We start from the raw sequence: 16,419 nt of genomic DNA, 5'->3' as shown, positions 1-16,419 counted from the left end.
AAACTTGAGTGAAGATATAATTACAAGGTGCTTATCGATATCTGAGTCACTTAAAGATAAAATAAGCACAAGAAACGCAGAGTTATGGGCTTAGTCCTGTAAACTGGCGGTATAAACTATAGAGTGGATACACCAAATGCCGATAGAACTTAAATTTGAAGGAGAGAAAATATTCTCTCATGTGAGAAGAAAATTACTTAAAAAAACTCCTGAAGAGGAAGTGCGTCAGAAGTATATCTGCAAACTTGTTAACGTGTATGGTTATGACCTGAATCAGATAGGTGAAGAAGTTCAAGTTAACAATTCTCAACGTGGGCAAGGGAGGGCTCTGGCTGATATCGTTATTTGGAAGTCAGAGTCAGATAAAAATGACCCTGAACACCCAAGCCCCGCTATCGTAGTGGAGTGCAAAGCTGAACATATAACGATCAAGGAAGATGATTACTTCCAGGGCTATAACTATGCTTCTTGGGCTGGTGCCGATTTTTTTGTAACGACCAACCTGAAGGAAACGAAGGTTTTTCGTGTTGTTAAAGGAAAAATGCCCAAAAAGCTTGAAGAGATTCTGGATATCCCGAGCGCTGAAAATATTGGTAATAATAAGAAGATAAAGGAACTACTTAGTCAAACAAAGGCATTTACTCGCGATGAGTTCTCAAAACTCCTTTTTAAATGTCACAATATTATTCGAAATAATGACAAGCTTTCGCCAGAAGCTGCATTTGATGAGATCAGTAAGATCCTCTTTATGAAAATCCGTTATGAACGTAACCCGGATGAAGAAAATATATTTTCCAAAGCGCAATTTCAGCGTGGTGAACAGAACCATGAAAAAAATATTCGTCCTTCACTGAAAGGAACACCAAAAGATCTGCCCTATATGCAGTTCCTCTTTGATCGAACAAAGGATGAGTTCAAAAACGATGACTTATTTGATCAAAATGAACATGTTCGCATTCGCCAAACAAGTTTTGAGGCAATCGTAAAAGAGTTGGAAAGATACAACTTATCTACAACCTCAGATGATGTGAAAGGTATCGCGTTTGAGCAGTTTCTTGGAAGGACTTTCAGAGGTGAGTTGGGGCAATTTTTTACTCCTCGCACAGTAGTAGATTTTATAGTCGAAATTCTTGACCCTTCTGAAGGGGAGGTTATTTGTGACCCTTGCTGTGGAAGCGGTGGTTTCTTAATTAAAGCTTTTGAGTACATACGTTCAAAAATTGAAGCGGATATTCATCAAACTAAAGAGACGATTAAGGCTAAATACTATAGTGAAGCTTATGAAAAACTTTCGAGTAAGGATAAGCAGAAAACTGATATTGAAGTGGGTACATTGTTTTCTAAACTTAATACTGAGCTAGATATAAACAGAAAAGAAAAAGGCCAAGAGAGTCGTCTTCGACGTCTTTCGTACGATTGTATTTTTGGAGTTGATGCCAACCCGCGTATGGCACGAACATCTAAGATGAACATGATAATGCATGGGGATGGACATGGTGGAGTACACCATAACGATGGGCTATTGAATGTAAACGGTATTTTTGAGAACCGCTTTGATGTGATTATAACTAATCCTCCATTCGGTTCACGTGTTGAAAAATCATTGAAAATCACTGAACAGGATAAGTACACCGACGAAGAACGTATTGCAGCTTATCGTGAGCGATATGGTAGTGCTTACGACAAAGCTCTGAAACAGGTTAATGAGAATATTGGTGAGCCGTTAAAGGACCTCTACGAAACAGGGAAAATGTCTTCGCTTACGGAGGTGCTTTTTATTGAGCGGTGCCTCAACTTATTGAAACCAGGTGGGAGAATGGGGATTGTGCTTCCTGAAGGAGTGTTAAATACAAGTAACCTACAAAAAGTACGTCAATTTTTTGAGAGCAAAGCAAAGCTTATTTTGATTACCTCTATTCCTCAAGATGTATTTGTGGCTTCTGGCGCAACAGTGAAACCAAGCATTCTGTTTCTTAAAAAGTTTAATGAAACAGAAATCAAAGAATGGGAAACACTTGAGAGCAAAGCGGCTAAGGAAGTGGGGGGTAAATATGCCCCACAGACTGATCCAATTGAGGATGAGCTAAAAAAACGTGGGAAAGAGTCAATTTCTTTGAATGAAAAGAAAAAGCTACGCTTGGAGTTGAAAGAACTTAAACAGAAGGTTGCGAGTGAGATTCGTAAAAAGATTAAAGCTGATTTTGACTATGAAATACCCATTGCAGAAATTGAAAAAGCAGGTATTACCAGCACTGGTGCTAAATGTGAAAATGAACTGATTCCCCTAGCTGAGGAATATGCTAAGTACCGTAAAAAGGCAGGCCTCTGGAGTACTACAGGAACAAATGTCGAATATGTTCTACAGATGGATAATTTAATACGAATAGATATAAGTGGTGAGAATAGAGAAGAGATGACTGTTTATGAGTAACCTTCTTTCAACAGTTGCATTTACTGATCTAGTAAACTGGAGTGTTCGCTTTCTCAATACGACCAATCTTGACTATAAACAGGAGTTTAAACTCTATCGAATTGGTGATTTCCTCACAAGGAATAGAAACACCATTGAGATAGAAGATGAAGTTGAGTATCGACGCGTTACAGTAAAGCTTTACAGCAAAGGCGTTACTCAACGTGATTCTTTAATGGGGAAAGACATTGGAACTAAACGGCAGTTTCTGATTTCTCCAGGTCAATTTATAATGTCAAAAATTGATGCTAGAAATGGTGCTTTTGGAATCGTGCCGGACGAGCTGGATAAAGCAATCGTTACAGCTGACTTTCTGACATATAACATTGAAGAAAATAAAATAGCCCCTCGATTTTTGCATCTTTTAACTGCTACTAATCAATTTATCAAATTTTGCGAGAACTCAAGCAGCGGAACAACTGGTAGGCAAAGAGTAAAAGAGAGTGAGTTCCTTGATATAAGAATCCCACTTCCTGATCTACCAACACAAAATCGAATTGTAGATGCCTATGACACAAAGGCTATTGTAGCTTCAGAGCACGATCAAAACGCTGAGCTGCTAAAGGTGGAAATTAAAAAGTATTTTGATAAAGAGCTAGGAATTAAAGAAATAGAACATGAATCTATTAAAGGTGCACTTAACTTTATTCGATTTAAAAACCTTGCAGAATGGGGCGTTGATAAAAATCATCAAACACAGATTGCTCAATTTGATACACAATACAATATTCTTAAAATTTCAGAATTAGCAACTGTAAGTAGTGGTGGAACCCCAAGTAGAAATCGTAAAGATTTCTATGAAAAAGGGACTATTCCGTGGGTAAAAACAGCTGAAGTTGTTAATGCTGTAATTAACGATACTGGCGAAAAAATCACAAAGCTTGGATTAAGCAATAGCAGTGCAAAACTATACCCAATTGGAAGCCTTATTATTGCAATGTATGGCCAAGGAGCAACAAGAGGAAGGACTGCTAAACTAGGGGTTAATGCAGCGACAAATCAAGCATGTGCAGTATTAACAAGTATCGATACAACCAAAGTGGATACTGATTATTTATGGCATTATTTAATGCACGAGTATGATCGTATAAGAGCACTTGCCAGTGGTAATAACCAGCCGAATTTAAATGCGGCGATGATAAAAAATTATCCTGTTATTCTCCCGCCGCTTGCACGACAGGTTGAGATAGTTAAAGTCGTTTCTGAGGTTAAGGAAAGAATAAAGAATAGCTCCTCTATTGCCAGAACTCTTCATGTTCAAACGATAGAAGAGTTTGAAAAAGAGATATTTGAGTAATAAAAAGGATAACTAATGGAATTAAAGCGTCTATGGGTGGGGGATTATAAAAACCTTAAAGACTTTGAGTTTGATTTTTCAAGCAAAGAAAGTTGCACCGTCATTATTGGTAATAATGGAAGTGGGAAAAGTAATATCATAGAAGTGATTGGGATGATTTTTTCATGCCTTTACTATAATAACTATGCTGACTTTTCATCTGAGAAATCTATTATTTTTGATTTTGAAATCGAATATAATGTCAGAGGTCATGATGTTAAAGTTATATGGAAAGACAATGATTTTAGTATTGATGTTGATAACTCTAATTTCACATACAATGGAAGTGAAGAGTTTAGGGTTTATGCACCTTCTCAAGTGATTGCTATATATAGCGGTGAAGAGAAAAGGTTATGGGATCAAATTTTCTCACACTCATATTTCAGTTTTATTCAATCTGTTAAGCAATCCCCAATGACTCATTGGAATCAATTACAACCCATGGTATATCTTAATAAATATTGTTGGGATATTGCTTTGTTATCGTTATTGTTTGCAGAAAAAACTGAAATTGAAAATGAGTTTTCATTTTTTCGTAAGTCTGTTCTCGGAATTAATGAGATAGATTCAATTACGTTTGAAATTGATTTACAAAAACAAACAGAGTGGAGTGATAATGAAGTTGTTGAGTTTGTAAGGGCTCTAAATCCAGAAAAAAGAACAAGTGTTACTGTTTCAGTGTCCGATTTTGTAGATCTATACCAAGGTTCAAATGCGGATTTCTATGGCCTTCTTTCAGCGGCAAGCATGCCCAAGACAGATAAGCTCATAAAAAACATATCAATTGCTTTTAATGAAGATTTAAATGTTTCTTCACTTAGTGAGGGAGAGAAAAAACTCTTATTAGTCAACACTGTTCTGCGTATTCTTGCTGATAACGAAGCATTGCTTCTTTTTGATGAACCAGACTCTCATCTTCATATAAAACGAAAGCAGCATTTAGCTAACTTGCTTCTTGATGATAAGGTAACGGAAACAGAAAGGGTAGTCACTACGCACTCTCCCACGTTGGCAAATTCCTTTGCTAATAATCACCTAGTGATGTTGGAAAGTATAGGTGGTAAAGCTAAATTGGTTTCTACGGATAACCAAAATGTTGTTAGTAAGTTAACTGAAGGCATCTGGAATGCACAAGAACAGAATGTTTTTCTTAGTTCAAATAATGATATTCTTCTTGTTGAAGGGAAAGACGATGAAATTTATATAACAGAGGCTCTCAAAAGGTTGCAACCAACGAATCCTTCTTATGAAAATCTAGAGTTTGAGTTTATTACTATGGGAGGAGCTGCGGGGTTAGCGCTATTTGTTGATAAGTTCACACCGAAAGAAGGTCAAATAATTTTAGCTCTACTTGATCGTGATGAAGCGGGAAAGAAGTCTTTAAAGACGGTTTTTGGTGTAGATAAAGATGAAAAAGTATTTAATAGAGAAGTGAAAAACAATACTGTAATAGCTTGTTACCCCAAACGAAATGGGTTTTCTCAAAGTGCTTCAAGGTTTGAAGTGGAAGATTATTTTTTGGTGGAAAAAATACGTATTGAAGGCGTTAAAATTCTCCAAAATGACAATAGTAGTAATTTCAACAGTGTAGTTAATGTAAATAAGCAATTAAAGAGAAAGCTATCGACTTTATGTCAGGAGGATAGCTTTGACGCTGATGATTTTAATGGTTTTAAAACATTATTTAACTACATCTTAGAGGTTAAAGAAGAGGCAGCGAATTCTTAGAGTTGATTGATTTGGTCAGCTAATTCATAATTTTTAGTAGCGTATTTGCTAAAGTAGCTAAAGCCTCTCTACGCTCTTCAAAATAATCATACTGATCATAAATCCCTTCAACACCCTTTAACTTGTGATTCAAGCATCTCTCGGCCACATGGCCGGGGGTGCCTTGTTTTGCCAGTAGCGTACGACAAGTACGGCGTAGGTCATGTACGGTGAAGTGTGGCATGTCGCCCATCAAATTAGGTAGTTGTTTCTTTTTACCTGCTTCATGTCCAAATAGCTTGGTAATCGCGCGGTTAAGTGTGTCGGGGCCCATATGGGGGCTTTTACTGGCTCGCCTGCTAGGAAATACATACTCAGAGCCAAAGCCTCTTATCTTCAACTCCTCAAGCCATTTCAATACTTCCGGTGCTAAAGGAATAGTAAAGCCGACATTGGTTTTGCTACGCTCCTTTGGTAAGTGCCATAAGCCATTCTCTAGTTCAAACTCTTCCCATTTAGCTTCACACAATTCAGATTTACGCACCCCTAAACAAACCAATAATGCACAAGCTAGATAATTATCGCGGCTAAAGTTGGTGCTGTTCTCTCTAGCGATACTAAAGAACTGCTTTAATTCATCTTCAGTCAAGAAGCGATCTTTACTTTGCTCTATGCCGCCAGCGTCTCTCACAGTGAATGCAGAGGCCGGATTACCCTGAAGAAGGTCAAGCTTCATCCCGTGATTAAATAACTGCTTACAGTGTCCTAGAGCGTCATTGGCAATGGTCGGGCGACCTGAATCATTAATCGCAGTGATTGTTGTGCGAATATCACGTGCGGTAATCTTATCGAGAGGGATGTCACCTATGTGTGGTGCTATATCTTTAGTGTAAACACGTTTGGGGATATTAGGGTGTTTAAGGCGCTTAACTAAGGTGGGGTACCAATCTTCGAATAAGTCATTAACGGTTTTAATGCTTTCTTGTTCGGCACGTTTGCGTTGCATGAGGGGATCAAAGCCTTCTCTCACTTGTTTCATTTTAGTGGCGGCTTCGAGGCGAGCGTTAGATAAGGAAAGGTCATTGACCTTACCAAGCGTCATTTCACGGCGCTTTTTATTAGAGGTAAAGCGTAGCATCCAGCTTGCAGTACCTGACGCTGGAACCACTAGGTATAAGCCTTCACCATCAGCATGGCGTTGTGTTCTCTCGCCACCAGCCTTAATGAGCGCTTCTACTTTCTTTACGGACAACTTAGCCATAACTCACCTCTAATCGTACCTGATCTTGGTGAATACTTTCTTACCCACCACCTATTTTGATGGTAATTCTATCATACCCACCACATTAACCACCAGTTGGTGGTGGTTAATAGTGTATTAAAAAATACAGTGGTGGAAAGTGTTTTCATCTAAGTTGTTGTATTTTATTTATATAAACTCAGTTAAATACAAGCTTAACTATTATTCAATATTTTGGATCTGCTCGCGCATTTGTTCGATAAGCACTTTCAGTTCAACACCTGAAGCGGTGATATCGGTACTGATTGATTTTGATGCCAGCGTGTTCGACTCACGGTTGAACTCTTGCATCATGAAGTCCAGTTTACGGCCGCATGCGCCACCTTTCTTCAATACTACGTTGGCTTCTTTAACGTGAGAATCTAAACGGTCTAGCTCTTCTGCAACGTCAGATTTTTGTGCCAGTAGAATAAGCTCTTGTTCCACGCGAGAACCTTCAAGTTCGATTTTAGCGTCTTCAAATTTAGTCAGTAGACGTTCACGTTGCCACTCTAGGATTTCAGGCATACGAGCGCGTACTTTTACCACTTCATCGGTAATTGCATCTAGACGCTGTACAATGAGCGCCTTCATGTTCTCACCTTCGCGAGCACGGGCGTCAATAAATTCTGCAATCGCATCGTTGAACGCTTCAAGTAGGTCTTTATTGATGGCATCCATGTCTTGCTCTGGTGTTTCCATCACTCCAGGCCAGTTCATGATTTGGAATGGATTTAAGCGGCTCTCTTCGCCAGTCATACCCATTACTTGGTTGGCTGCATTGATCACTTGCTGAGCTAGGCCTTCGTTAATGCTTAATTCGCCTTTAGCTGCAGGGTTCGCTTCAAAGCGCAGGTTACATTCAACTTTGCCGCGAGCAAGACGCTTGCGAAAACGTTCGCGTAGAATTGGCTCTAAACCACGGAACTGCTCTGGCATGCGAAAATAAGTTTCTAGATAACGTTGGTTTACGCTGCGGATTTCCCAAACGGCGGTACCCCAGTCACCTTTTACTTCTTTACGTGCATAAGCGGTCATGCTGTAGATCATTGAATTGTCCTTTACTTAGGAGAGATGAAAATTATGTGGTCGATATGTTAGCACAGAAAATAGAAAAGAGACGAGATGAGCCTATCGCGTACTCGACCCTAAAGCCTTCTTTCGTTATAATCGCGCCCCAACCGAATTCATCCCATTCATAGGTAGTATTTCATGCGTCCAAATGACCGCGCTGTAGATCAAGTTCGTCCAATTAAAATTACTCGTAACTTTACTGCTTATGCTGAAGGCTCAGTATTGGTGGAGTTCGGCAACACCAAAGTATTGTGTAACGCAACAGTAGAAGAGAACGTGCCACGTTGGTTGAAAGGCCAAGGTAAAGGCTGGGTAACCGCTGAGTACGGCATGTTACCGCGTGCAACTCATACTCGTAACCGCCGTGAAGCCGCAAGTGGCAAGCAGGGTGGTCGTACAATGGAAATCCAACGTCTTATCGCTCGTAGCCTACGTGCTGTTGTGGATTTAAAAGCGATGGGTGAAATCATGATCACCGTTGACTGTGACGTAATCCAAGCGGATGGCGGAACTCGTACTGCTTCTATTTCTGGTGCAAGTGTGGCAATGGCTGATGCAATCCAAAGCTTGATTGCAAAAGGCAAACTGAAAAGTAACCCGATGAAAGGGCACGTTGCGGCCGTTTCTGTTGGTATCGTAAACCAAGAAGCACTGTGTGACTTAGAATACACGGAAGACTCAGCAGCCGACACAGACATGAATGTTGTCATGACAGAAGATGGCAAGATGATTGAAGTGCAAGGCACCGCAGAGGGCGAACCGTTCAGTCATGCAGAGTTGTTAGAATTACTGGCTCTGGCAAATAAAGGCATTGCCGACATTGTCGAAGCGCAGAAATTGGCGTTAGCCGAATAATTTATTGAGTAGCTCCCAATTTGGGGGCTATTTTTTTATCTGGTTTTCCCCAACCAGTGACTTTATATAGGCCAGTAGTCGTGGCCTTTATTATGAGAGGAAAAACATGAAAGCATATCAACGTGAATTTATTGAGTTTGCACTAGAGAAAGAAGTTCTAAAGTTTGGTGAGTTTACTTTAAAGTCTGGTCGTAAGAGCCCTTACTTCTTTAATGCTGGATTGTTTAACACAGGACGTGATTTAGCGCGCTTAGGTCGTTTCTATGCTGCAGCGTTGGCGGATTCTGGCATTGAATTTGATGTGTTGTTTGGCCCTGCTTACAAAGGGATCCCAATCGCCACTACAACCGCGGTTGCTCTGGCTGATCATCATGATGTGGACACGCCTTACTGTTTTAACCGTAAAGAAGCGAAAAATCATGGTGAAGGTGGCAACCTTGTCGGAAGCGATCTTGAAGGTCGAATCATGTTGGTTGACGATGTGATCACAGCAGGTACCGCAATTCGTGAATCTATGGAGATCATCCAAGCGAACGGTGCTGACTTGGCTGGCGTATTGGTTGCGATTGACCGCCAAGAAAAAGGTAAAGGTGAATTGTCTGCGATTCAAGAAGTAGAGCGAGATTTCGGTTGTGCGATCATTTCAATCGTCAGTTTGACAGACCTTGTGACTTTCTTAGAAGAGAAGGGCACCAGTGTTGAGTATTTAGAGGCGGTGAAAGCGTATCGTGCTCAATACGGGATTTAGTTTTTCGCACGGGTAAAGCACCCAAGCTGATGCGCTGCTTAATACTATGAGTGGTTAAAAAAACGCGGATACCCAATTGGGATCCGCGTTTTTGTTGATTCGCTATTTTATTTGAGCGCTGAGCAGAGCCCAGTAAGCATCAAAGTTTTCAGTCGGCTGATATTTAAAATCAGAACGAACAAAACGATTCAAACTCCCTTCCACTTGACCAAGCAGTTGTGCCGCTAAAATACCTTCATCAACAGGGAAAGATTTGCCTTCACGTAGTTTTCTTTCTCTTAAAATCTGGCGTAAAGAGGTTTCAATACGCTCAAACAGTTGATTAATTCGTTCACGCAGTCGTTCGTTTTCAAACATCAACGCATGACCCGATAAGATCCGAGTTAACCCTGGGTTTCTCTCTGAAAATGCCAGTATTAATTGAAGCACCAGTCGAATGCGTTCCAGCGTATCCTTTTCTTCATCAAGAATACGGTTAATTCGTGACATGAGTGAATCTTCAATAAATTCAATCAGCCCTTCAAACATTCGAGCTTTACTTGGAAAGTGTCGATATAAAGCAGCTTCAGATACTCCGACCTGTTTTGCCAGCTTTGCCGTTGTTATGCGTGAAGCACCATCGGTAGACTCTAACATCTGAGCAAGCGCCTGAAGTATCTCTTCACGACGATTGGTTTTTCTTGTACCGGCCATGACTCCGATTCCTTGTTATAACTATATTTGAATAGACATTATTTTTATTGTTTGGGGGTTATCCCAATAGGTTGATTCTAATCTGTTTGATGATTTCTTGTCCTAACTCTAACTTAGAAGCGAGAGGTAACGCCTTTTCGCCACCTTGCCAAAATAGGTGCAAAGCGTTGTCGTTGCTATTAAACCCTTGCCCCGGCAGAGAGACATCATTGGCACAGATCATATCTAAGTTTTTACGACTTAGTTTGGAGCGAGCGTAGGTTTCCACATCTTGAGTCTCTGCTGCAAAGCCAACAGTAAAAGGTCGGTTCTCTTTTAAATTGGCAACGGCTGCAACGATATCTGGATTTTTCACCATATGAATGGTCATTGAGTCGACATCATCGGTTTTTTTCAACTTTTGATCCGCAATCTGAGCCGGGCGGTAATCCGCGACAGCAGCACAGCTAATGAAAACATCATGACTCGTTGCATGTTCTAGTGCGGCATCATGCATCTGTTGTGCGCTAGAAACATTAATTCGATCTACATTCGTAGGAGTGCTAAGGGAAACCGGGCCGCTGATCAGTGTGACTTTTGCCCCTTGTTCTGCCGCAGATTGAGCAATCGCGTAACCCATTTTTCCAGAGCTATGGTTGGTAATATAGCGGACAGGATCAATCGCTTCGCAGGTTGGGCCTGCAGTGATCAAGATTGATTTTCCTTGCAGAGCTTTAGGTTGAAAAAATGCTTCACAGTGATGCACTAACTGCATAGGTTCGAGCATGCGCCCTGGGCCAACATCTCCACAAGCTTGCTCACCAGCCGCTGGACCCCAAATAGTCATACCACGGCGCTGTAATGTGGCGATGTTCTCTTGAGTCGCGAGGTTTTGATACATTTGCTGATTCATTGCAGGAGAGACCGCAATCGGTGAATCTGTCGCAAGAACCAGAGTGCTCAATAAATCATTGCCCATGCCAGCAGCCATACGAGCAATGAGATCGGCAGTCGCAGGGGCCAATAAAATGAGATCCGCCCATTTGGCTAACTCAATGTGTCCCATCGAGGCTTCAGCTGAAGGGTCAAGCAAGCTACTTGATACTGGTCTGCCAGATACGGCCTGCATGGTGAGCGGAGTGATAAACTCTTTCGCTGCTTTTGTCATCACGACTTGAACGTCAGCACCGCGTTCGATGAGGCGTCTTGTGAGTTCTGCACATTTATAGGCTGCAATACCGCCACTTATTCCAAGTAGGATTTTTTTTCCAGCAAGTGTTTTCATCAATTATTCTCCAGATTTATCTCAGGATTTTATCACAGACATTTGATTATTTTTGCTCTTCTTATGGATAAAAGAGGAACAAGTCAAAGCAATAGGATGCGGTTTATTCAAATTTATAGAAAGATCGGCTTACTCACAGATATTCCTAAATGTGAAGGCATGATATTGATAATCAAACAATAACAACAATAGGAATATCAATGTTACTTGCGCTAAAAAGTAAAACGAAACTGCTGCTTCTCACGGTCATTCCTCTTATAACCATTACCGCTTTGGTGACTCTGGTTTACTACTGGAACGGAACTAAGAGCCTAGATATTGAAGCAGAAGAGTATCGTACTGAACTCGTGGACACGAAAAAAAGCGAGCTACAAGCCTACTTAATGATGGGCGTGACCGCCGTTAGTGAGTTGTATGACTCCGATATCAATGGTGAAAATCGAGCTCAAGCAAAGGCGATTCTTAAAGCGATGCGCTTTGAAAGTGATGGCTACTTCTTTGCTTATGATTCTCAAGGGGTCAATACGCTTCATGCGATCAAACCACAATTAGAGGGAAAAAATCTTTATGGCTTAAAAGATGAGAACGGTGTGCCCGTTATTGCTGGTTTAATTGACGCGTCTAAAAATGGCGATGGTTTTCTCTATTTTTCGTGGCATAAACCATCGATAGATAAACAAGCTCCGAAATTAGGTTATGCGGAATACATGCCTAAATGGGATTGGGTGTTAGGCACAGGTATCTATATTGATGACATTGATCAGCAAGTGTCGATGTATCGGTTAGATAGAGAGAACCAACTGAAAGAGCATACGCTTTCTGCTATTGGGCTATCGTCTATCGGTTTGTTGCTTACTATCCTGATCGTGAGCTTTTTTGTGTCAAAAGGCATTGCACCATTGCAGCATATCGTGGATTCGTTAAAAGATGTGGCGGCTGGAGATGGCGACTTAACTGCCCGATTAAAAGTAGAGAGCCAAGATGAGATTGGTGATGTCGCGTTAGCATTTAATGAATTCATGGATAAGTTACATCCTCTTATTCAAGATATTCGACAATCGGCAGAATCTGTCCAACAAGCTGCGAGCGATTTAGACAGTCAAACATGTGGTGCAAGCAGTCAGATGCAAACCCACTGCCTTGAAACCGACAAAGTGGTGACTGCTGTGACTGAAATGAGTGCGACCTCTCGTGAGGTGGCCAATAATACCAATGCGACTTCAAGTGCGATTGAATCAGCAAATCGTCAAATTTCAGATGCTCAAGAAGAGGTCGATTTGGCTATTAACGGGATCGAAAGCTTAGTGAGTGAAGTGAACACCACTTCTGAAGCGATTCAGGCATTAAGCCAGCAAACTGAAAAAATCACCAATGTATTGCAAGTGATCGGTGAGATTGCGGGTCAGACAAATCTGTTGGCCTTGAATGCAGCGATTGAAGCGGCAAGGGCTGGCGAGCAGGGTCGTGGTTTTGCTGTGGTGGCGGATGAGGTACGCTCGTTGGCAAGCCGTACCCAAAACAGCACTCAAGAGATAGGTGAGATGCTGCAGTCTTTACATTCAGGGGTGAGTTTAGCGGTTAGCACCATGAATTCCAGCCAAGAGCGCGGTAATCAAACCGTCGCGGAGTCTGTGCAAATTCGAGATAGCTTGATGGGAATTCAACAAGCGGTCGGGACCATTCAAGATATGGGGATTCAAACCGCCTCTGCTGCTGAGCAACAAAGTGCTGTTGCGGAAGATATTAATCAGAACTTAGTGTCTATTCAGCATATTGTTAATGAGTTAAGTGGGAACTTGCAGCAATCTGAAACGATCAGTGCAACGCTGTCAGAATCCGGTAAGCAAATGAGCGCTTTGGTCGGACACTTTAAGCTATAACTCTCTATCTTAGTTAATTATCAATTACATTAAACATTAGATCCTCTCTAATAACGGCGAAGGAAAATTGCAACCTTCGCCGAATCTGTTTCCTATAGTGAAAACTTAGGGAGCTTATATGAGCCTAAAATCCATTCCAGCTGAATCTATGCCACGTGAGAAGTTACTCAATCATGGTCCCCACTCACTCACTGATGCAGAGCTTCTCGCTATTTTTCTACGTACGGGTACGAAAGGGATGAATGTTCTTGAGCTTGCCGACTTTTTAATTAAAGACTTTGGCTCACTTAGGCGGCTATTTTCCTCGACGGAGGAGGAGTTTTGTCGTCATAAGGGGCTTGGCTCTGCAAAATATGTCCAGTTACAAGCCATCGTCGAGATGACCCAACGCTATTTAGCAGAAACGCTGAAGCGAGGGGATGCACTAACCAGCCCGGAACAGACGAAGCTTTATCTATCGAGTGTGTTGCGTGATAGGCAGAGAGAAGCGTTCTATATATTGTTTCTAGACAACCAGCATCGTGTCATTCGTGATGAAGTTATGTTTGAAGGAACGATTGACGCTGCCTCTGTGTACCCAAGAGAAGTGGTTAAACGCGCGCTTTATCATAATTCTGCCGCTTTAATACTGGCACACAACCATCCAAGTGGTGTTGCAGAGCCCAGTCAGGCGGATCGAAGAATCACCAGAAGGCTGTGTGAAGCGATGGAACTTGTTGATATTCGGATACTTGATCACTTTGTTGTAGGGGATGGAGAGGTCGTCTCTTTTGCCGAAAGAGGGTGGATGTAAACATGACGTAGATCTATTTCACATTTTAGGTTGTGACATCGTCAGAATCTGCTATTATTCGCCCACTAATTTTTGAACCTAAATCAGCTCAATTACTCATTGAAAGCCGCCTTGCTCAAAAAAAGATCACGAAATCCGTCAAAAGGATCTGTTCGGGTCTTGAGCAATGCATATCAAGTTAGTATAATGCGCGACCTTTGATAGCCTTGAATGGATTTTCCATAATGGTTTTACCTCTATTTTCATAATTGATAGAGAGGTTCGGCCACCAAGGTTGATATCGAGCTGAAACGATTTGGAGAGACATTCATGTCCCGAGTATGCCAAGTAACTGGTAAGCGTCCAGTAACGGGTAACAACCGTTCGCACGCACGAAATGCTACCAAGCGTCGTTTTCTGCCGAACCTACAAACTCACCGTTTTTGGGTAGAGAGCGAAAAACGTTTTGTTAAACTACGTCTAACTGCTAAAGGCATGCGTATTATTGATAAGAAAGGCATCGATGCTGTTCTTGTTGATATCCGTGCACGTGGCGAAAACGTTTAAGAGGAATTAAGCAATGGCTAAAGGCATTCGTGAGAAAATCCGTCTAGTATCTTCTGCTGGAACAGGTCACTTCTACACAACTGACAAAAACAAGCGTAACATGCCAGGCAAATTTGAGATCAAGAAATTTGATCCAGTAGTTCGCCAGCACGTTATGTACAAAGAAGCTAAAATCAAGTAATTGATTTCCTTCGATGTAAATAGATAAAAACCCAGCTTTCGAGTTGGGTTTTTTTATACCCAAAATTCAAGTTTCGCTTATCGGCAACACTCTTATTTCTATTATGGTGTTAATGAGCTTCAGACTCTCGATGAGATTTTGTTCGTTCCAATGTTTCTATGTTAAATTTACTCTCATACCGAATAGATGATCTTATTAAATATGATCGTTTTTGCCGACTTTAGCCGCAAGGAGCAGCCATTGAATCGCCCAGCCCGTCGCCGTCGTTGGAACAATATCTTAATTTTAAGTGTTGTTGCTTTCATGGCGGTGTTAAACCTACCTTCGGTGATTAAAACTTATTTAGTAGAAGAGCCGATCAGTCGTTATCCCTATTTACTGGATCCAAACAGTGACGTTCAGGCATTGCACTTTAATCAATGGTCATTAGAGCAAAATCAAGGGCGATGGCGATCAAGCTTGCCAACAGAAGTCGCTCCGAAAGTGTTAGTTGAAAGGTGGCGTGAACTGGTTGGAACTAACGTTGATTCAGAGACTTACAATGGTTTGAAACCACTGTTGAATAACCCTAAAACGGTTGAAGTGTGGTATGAAGATCAGGAAGAGCCTCAGAGGATCACTTACTATCAAGCGCCTCAATTTTGGTTATTAAAAAATTGGCAAGGTGAGTGGATTGCGATCTCGGTAGAGAAAGATTTCCTATTCCCTATGGAGGCCAGTGAATAACCATGCCTGAATTACCAGAAGTTGAAGTCAGTAAAATGGGAATTTCGCCTCACCTAGTGGGTGAAACCATTGATAAGATTATTGTTCGCCAGCCCAAACTGCGCTGGCCGATACCGGAAGAGATTCATTTATTACATGGCAAAGTGGTTAATAGCATCACTCGTCGTGCGAAATACTTGTTAATTAATACCGATGAAGGCTCTGCGATAGTCCATTTGGGTATGTCGGGATCATTACGAGTACTCGACAATGATTTTCCTGCAGATAAACATGATCATGTGGATCTCAAGTTAACTAATGGAAAAGTACTTCGTTATAACGATCCACGCCGCTTTGGGGCTTGGTTGTGGTGTGCACCTGATGAATCTCATTCCGTGCTAGATAATTGTGGGCCAGAACCGTTAACTGATGATTTTTATCCTGAGTATGTAATGGATAAAGCGAAAAAAAAGCGGGTTGCGGTAAAACAATTCATTATGGATAACAAAGTGGTGGTTGGCGTCGGTAATATCTACGCTAACGAATCACTCTTCAATGCTCACATTCATCCTTTACGACCTGCAAATAGCCTTTCTCTGCTTGAATGGACTCGATTCGTTCATGACATTAAGCAAGTACTTGCTACCGCAATTAAGCAAGGTGGGACAACGCTAAAAGATTTTTCTCAAGCGGATGGTAAACCGGGGTATTTTGCTCAAGAGCTTCAGGTTTATGGTAAAGGTGGAGAGCCGTGTCCTAAATGTGGGTCAATACTGCAAGAGCAAAAAATTGCCCAACGTAATACTTTTTTCTGTGAAGGGTGCCAGAAGTGAACCTCACATAAACAAGATTAAATAATGTGCTATATTGCAGAGCTTAAAATATTTG

15 protein-coding genes are annotated in these 16,419 nt (G+C 41.3%); 11 read left to right on the top strand and 4 right to left on the bottom strand.

The window, feature by feature from the left end; translation table 11 throughout:
• Positions 1-136: 136 nt before the first annotated feature.
• From F0249_RS13165 to F0249_RS13155, 3 genes are read left to right on the top strand one after another with little or no spacing between them, the layout of a single operon-like run.
• A complete protein-coding gene (locus F0249_RS13165) occupies positions 137-2,431 on the top strand; it encodes an N-6 DNA methylase (protein WP_171756957.1) in 2,295 nt (764 codons plus the stop codon).
• Positions 2,424-3,767 carry a restriction endonuclease subunit S gene (locus tag F0249_RS13160; protein ID WP_171756956.1) on the top strand — a complete coding sequence of 448 codons (1,344 nt, stop codon included), beginning with the start codon at positions 2,424-2,426 and terminating at the stop codon, positions 3,765-3,767. The genes F0249_RS13165 and F0249_RS13160 overlap by 8 nt, the downstream gene beginning before the upstream one ends.
• Positions 3,768-3,782: 15 nt before the next feature.
• On the top strand, positions 3,783-5,534 hold the full coding sequence (locus F0249_RS13155) for an ATP-dependent endonuclease (protein ID WP_171756955.1): 1,752 nt from the start codon (positions 3,783-3,785) through the stop codon (positions 5,532-5,534).
• Positions 5,535-5,553: 19 nt separating this feature from the next.
• Here the strand turns inward: F0249_RS13155 and F0249_RS13150 are convergent, their stop codons facing one another.
• Positions 5,554-6,774 carry a site-specific integrase gene (locus F0249_RS13150; RefSeq protein WP_171756954.1) on the bottom strand — a complete coding sequence of 407 codons (1,221 nt, stop codon included), beginning with the start codon at positions 6,772-6,774 and terminating at the stop codon, positions 5,554-5,556.
• 201 nt (positions 6,775-6,975) lie between these two features.
• Positions 6,976-7,842: a YicC/YloC family endoribonuclease gene (locus F0249_RS13145; protein WP_017052171.1), complete on the bottom strand. Its 867-nt coding sequence runs from the start codon at positions 7,840-7,842 to the stop codon at positions 6,976-6,978.
• A 162-nt stretch (positions 7,843-8,004) separates the two neighbouring features.
• Here F0249_RS13145 and rph point away from each other — a divergent pair, with 162 nt between their 5' ends.
• Positions 8,005-8,721, top strand: a complete 717-nt coding sequence (gene rph / locus F0249_RS13140; protein WP_017052172.1) for a ribonuclease PH — start codon at positions 8,005-8,007, stop codon at positions 8,719-8,721.
• A 106-nt stretch (positions 8,722-8,827) separates the two neighbouring features.
• Entirely contained in the window at positions 8,828-9,469 is a 642-nt protein-coding gene (pyrE, locus tag F0249_RS13135; protein WP_113796219.1) for an orotate phosphoribosyltransferase, read from the top strand.
• Between the two features lie 102 nt (positions 9,470-9,571).
• Here pyrE and slmA read toward each other — a convergent pair whose 3' ends face one another.
• Entirely contained in the window at positions 9,572-10,162 is a 591-nt protein-coding gene (gene slmA, locus F0249_RS13130) for a nucleoid occlusion factor SlmA (RefSeq protein ID WP_017052174.1), read from the bottom strand.
• 58 nt (positions 10,163-10,220) lie between these two features.
• Complete coding sequence (gene coaBC / locus F0249_RS13125) at positions 10,221-11,426, bottom strand: bifunctional phosphopantothenoylcysteine decarboxylase/phosphopantothenate--cysteine ligase CoaBC (protein WP_171756953.1); 1,206 nt, start codon at positions 11,424-11,426, stop codon at positions 10,221-10,223.
• 200 nt (positions 11,427-11,626) lie between these two features.
• On the opposite strand from coaBC, the gene F0249_RS13120 reads away from it, so the two are divergent.
• From F0249_RS13120 to mutM, 6 genes are all read left to right on the top strand, one after another.
• On the top strand, positions 11,627-13,306 hold the full coding sequence (locus F0249_RS13120) for a methyl-accepting chemotaxis protein (protein WP_171756952.1): 1,680 nt from the start codon (positions 11,627-11,629) through the stop codon (positions 13,304-13,306).
• A 118-nt stretch (positions 13,307-13,424) separates the two neighbouring features.
• Positions 13,425-14,099 (top strand): DNA repair protein RadC, encoded by a 675-nt coding sequence (gene radC, locus F0249_RS13115; RefSeq protein ID WP_017052177.1) that lies wholly within the window; start codon positions 13,425-13,427, stop codon positions 14,097-14,099.
• Positions 14,100-14,408: 309 nt separating this feature from the next.
• Positions 14,409-14,645 carry a 50S ribosomal protein L28 gene (rpmB, locus tag F0249_RS13110; protein WP_004728407.1) on the top strand — a complete coding sequence of 79 codons (237 nt, stop codon included), beginning with the start codon at positions 14,409-14,411 and terminating at the stop codon, positions 14,643-14,645.
• A gap of 13 nt (positions 14,646-14,658) precedes the next feature.
• Positions 14,659-14,826 carry a 50S ribosomal protein L33 gene (gene rpmG / locus F0249_RS13105; protein WP_002535344.1) on the top strand — a complete coding sequence of 56 codons (168 nt, stop codon included), beginning with the start codon at positions 14,659-14,661 and terminating at the stop codon, positions 14,824-14,826.
• Positions 14,827-15,027: 201 nt separating this feature from the next.
• Positions 15,028-15,552: a hypothetical protein gene (locus F0249_RS13100; protein WP_113796399.1), complete on the top strand. Its 525-nt coding sequence runs from the start codon at positions 15,028-15,030 to the stop codon at positions 15,550-15,552.
• 2 nt (positions 15,553-15,554) lie between these two features.
• A complete protein-coding gene (gene mutM / locus F0249_RS13095) occupies positions 15,555-16,364 on the top strand; it encodes a bifunctional DNA-formamidopyrimidine glycosylase/DNA-(apurinic or apyrimidinic site) lyase (protein WP_171756951.1) in 810 nt (269 codons plus the stop codon).
• Positions 16,365-16,419 lie beyond the last annotated feature (55 nt).

Source organism: Vibrio sp. 03-59-1, from assembly GCF_013114135.1.
Classification (GTDB): Bacteria; Pseudomonadota; Gammaproteobacteria; order Enterobacterales; family Vibrionaceae; genus Vibrio; species Vibrio cortegadensis.
Note: the sequence above shows the minus strand (reverse complement) of the source record. Positions and strands in the feature narration are given on the sequence as shown.

What these genes read in the sequence shown, in the direction of transcription:
- F0249_RS13165 (WP_171756957.1), top strand. Translation starts at nt 137, where the DNA reads ATGCCGATAGAACTTAAATTTGAAGGAGAGAAAATATTCTCTCATGTG.
- F0249_RS13160 (WP_171756956.1), top strand. Translation starts at nt 2,424, where the DNA reads ATGAGTAACCTTCTTTCAACAGTTGCATTTACTGATCTAGTAAACTGG.
- F0249_RS13155 (WP_171756955.1), top strand. Translation starts at nt 3,783, where the DNA reads ATGGAATTAAAGCGTCTATGGGTGGGGGATTATAAAAACCTTAAAGAC.
- F0249_RS13150 (WP_171756954.1), bottom strand. Translation starts at nt 6,774, where the DNA reads ATGGCTAAGTTGTCCGTAAAGAAAGTAGAAGCGCTCATTAAGGCTGGT.
- F0249_RS13145 (WP_017052171.1), bottom strand. Translation starts at nt 7,842, where the DNA reads ATGATCTACAGCATGACCGCTTATGCACGTAAAGAAGTAAAAGGTGAC.
- rph (WP_017052172.1), top strand. Translation starts at nt 8,005, where the DNA reads ATGCGTCCAAATGACCGCGCTGTAGATCAAGTTCGTCCAATTAAAATT.
- pyrE (WP_113796219.1), top strand. Translation starts at nt 8,828, where the DNA reads ATGAAAGCATATCAACGTGAATTTATTGAGTTTGCACTAGAGAAAGAA.
- slmA (WP_017052174.1), bottom strand. Translation starts at nt 10,162, where the DNA reads ATGGCCGGTACAAGAAAAACCAATCGTCGTGAAGAGATACTTCAGGCG.
- coaBC (WP_171756953.1), bottom strand. Translation starts at nt 11,426, where the DNA reads ATGAAAACACTTGCTGGAAAAAAAATCCTACTTGGAATAAGTGGCGGT.
- F0249_RS13120 (WP_171756952.1), top strand. Translation starts at nt 11,627, where the DNA reads ATGTTACTTGCGCTAAAAAGTAAAACGAAACTGCTGCTTCTCACGGTC.
- radC (WP_017052177.1), top strand. Translation starts at nt 13,425, where the DNA reads ATGAGCCTAAAATCCATTCCAGCTGAATCTATGCCACGTGAGAAGTTA.
- rpmB (WP_004728407.1), top strand. Translation starts at nt 14,409, where the DNA reads ATGTCCCGAGTATGCCAAGTAACTGGTAAGCGTCCAGTAACGGGTAAC.
- rpmG (WP_002535344.1), top strand. Translation starts at nt 14,659, where the DNA reads ATGGCTAAAGGCATTCGTGAGAAAATCCGTCTAGTATCTTCTGCTGGA.
- F0249_RS13100 (WP_113796399.1), top strand. Translation starts at nt 15,028, where the DNA reads ATGATCGTTTTTGCCGACTTTAGCCGCAAGGAGCAGCCATTGAATCGC.
- mutM (WP_171756951.1), top strand. Translation starts at nt 15,555, where the DNA reads ATGCCTGAATTACCAGAAGTTGAAGTCAGTAAAATGGGAATTTCGCCT.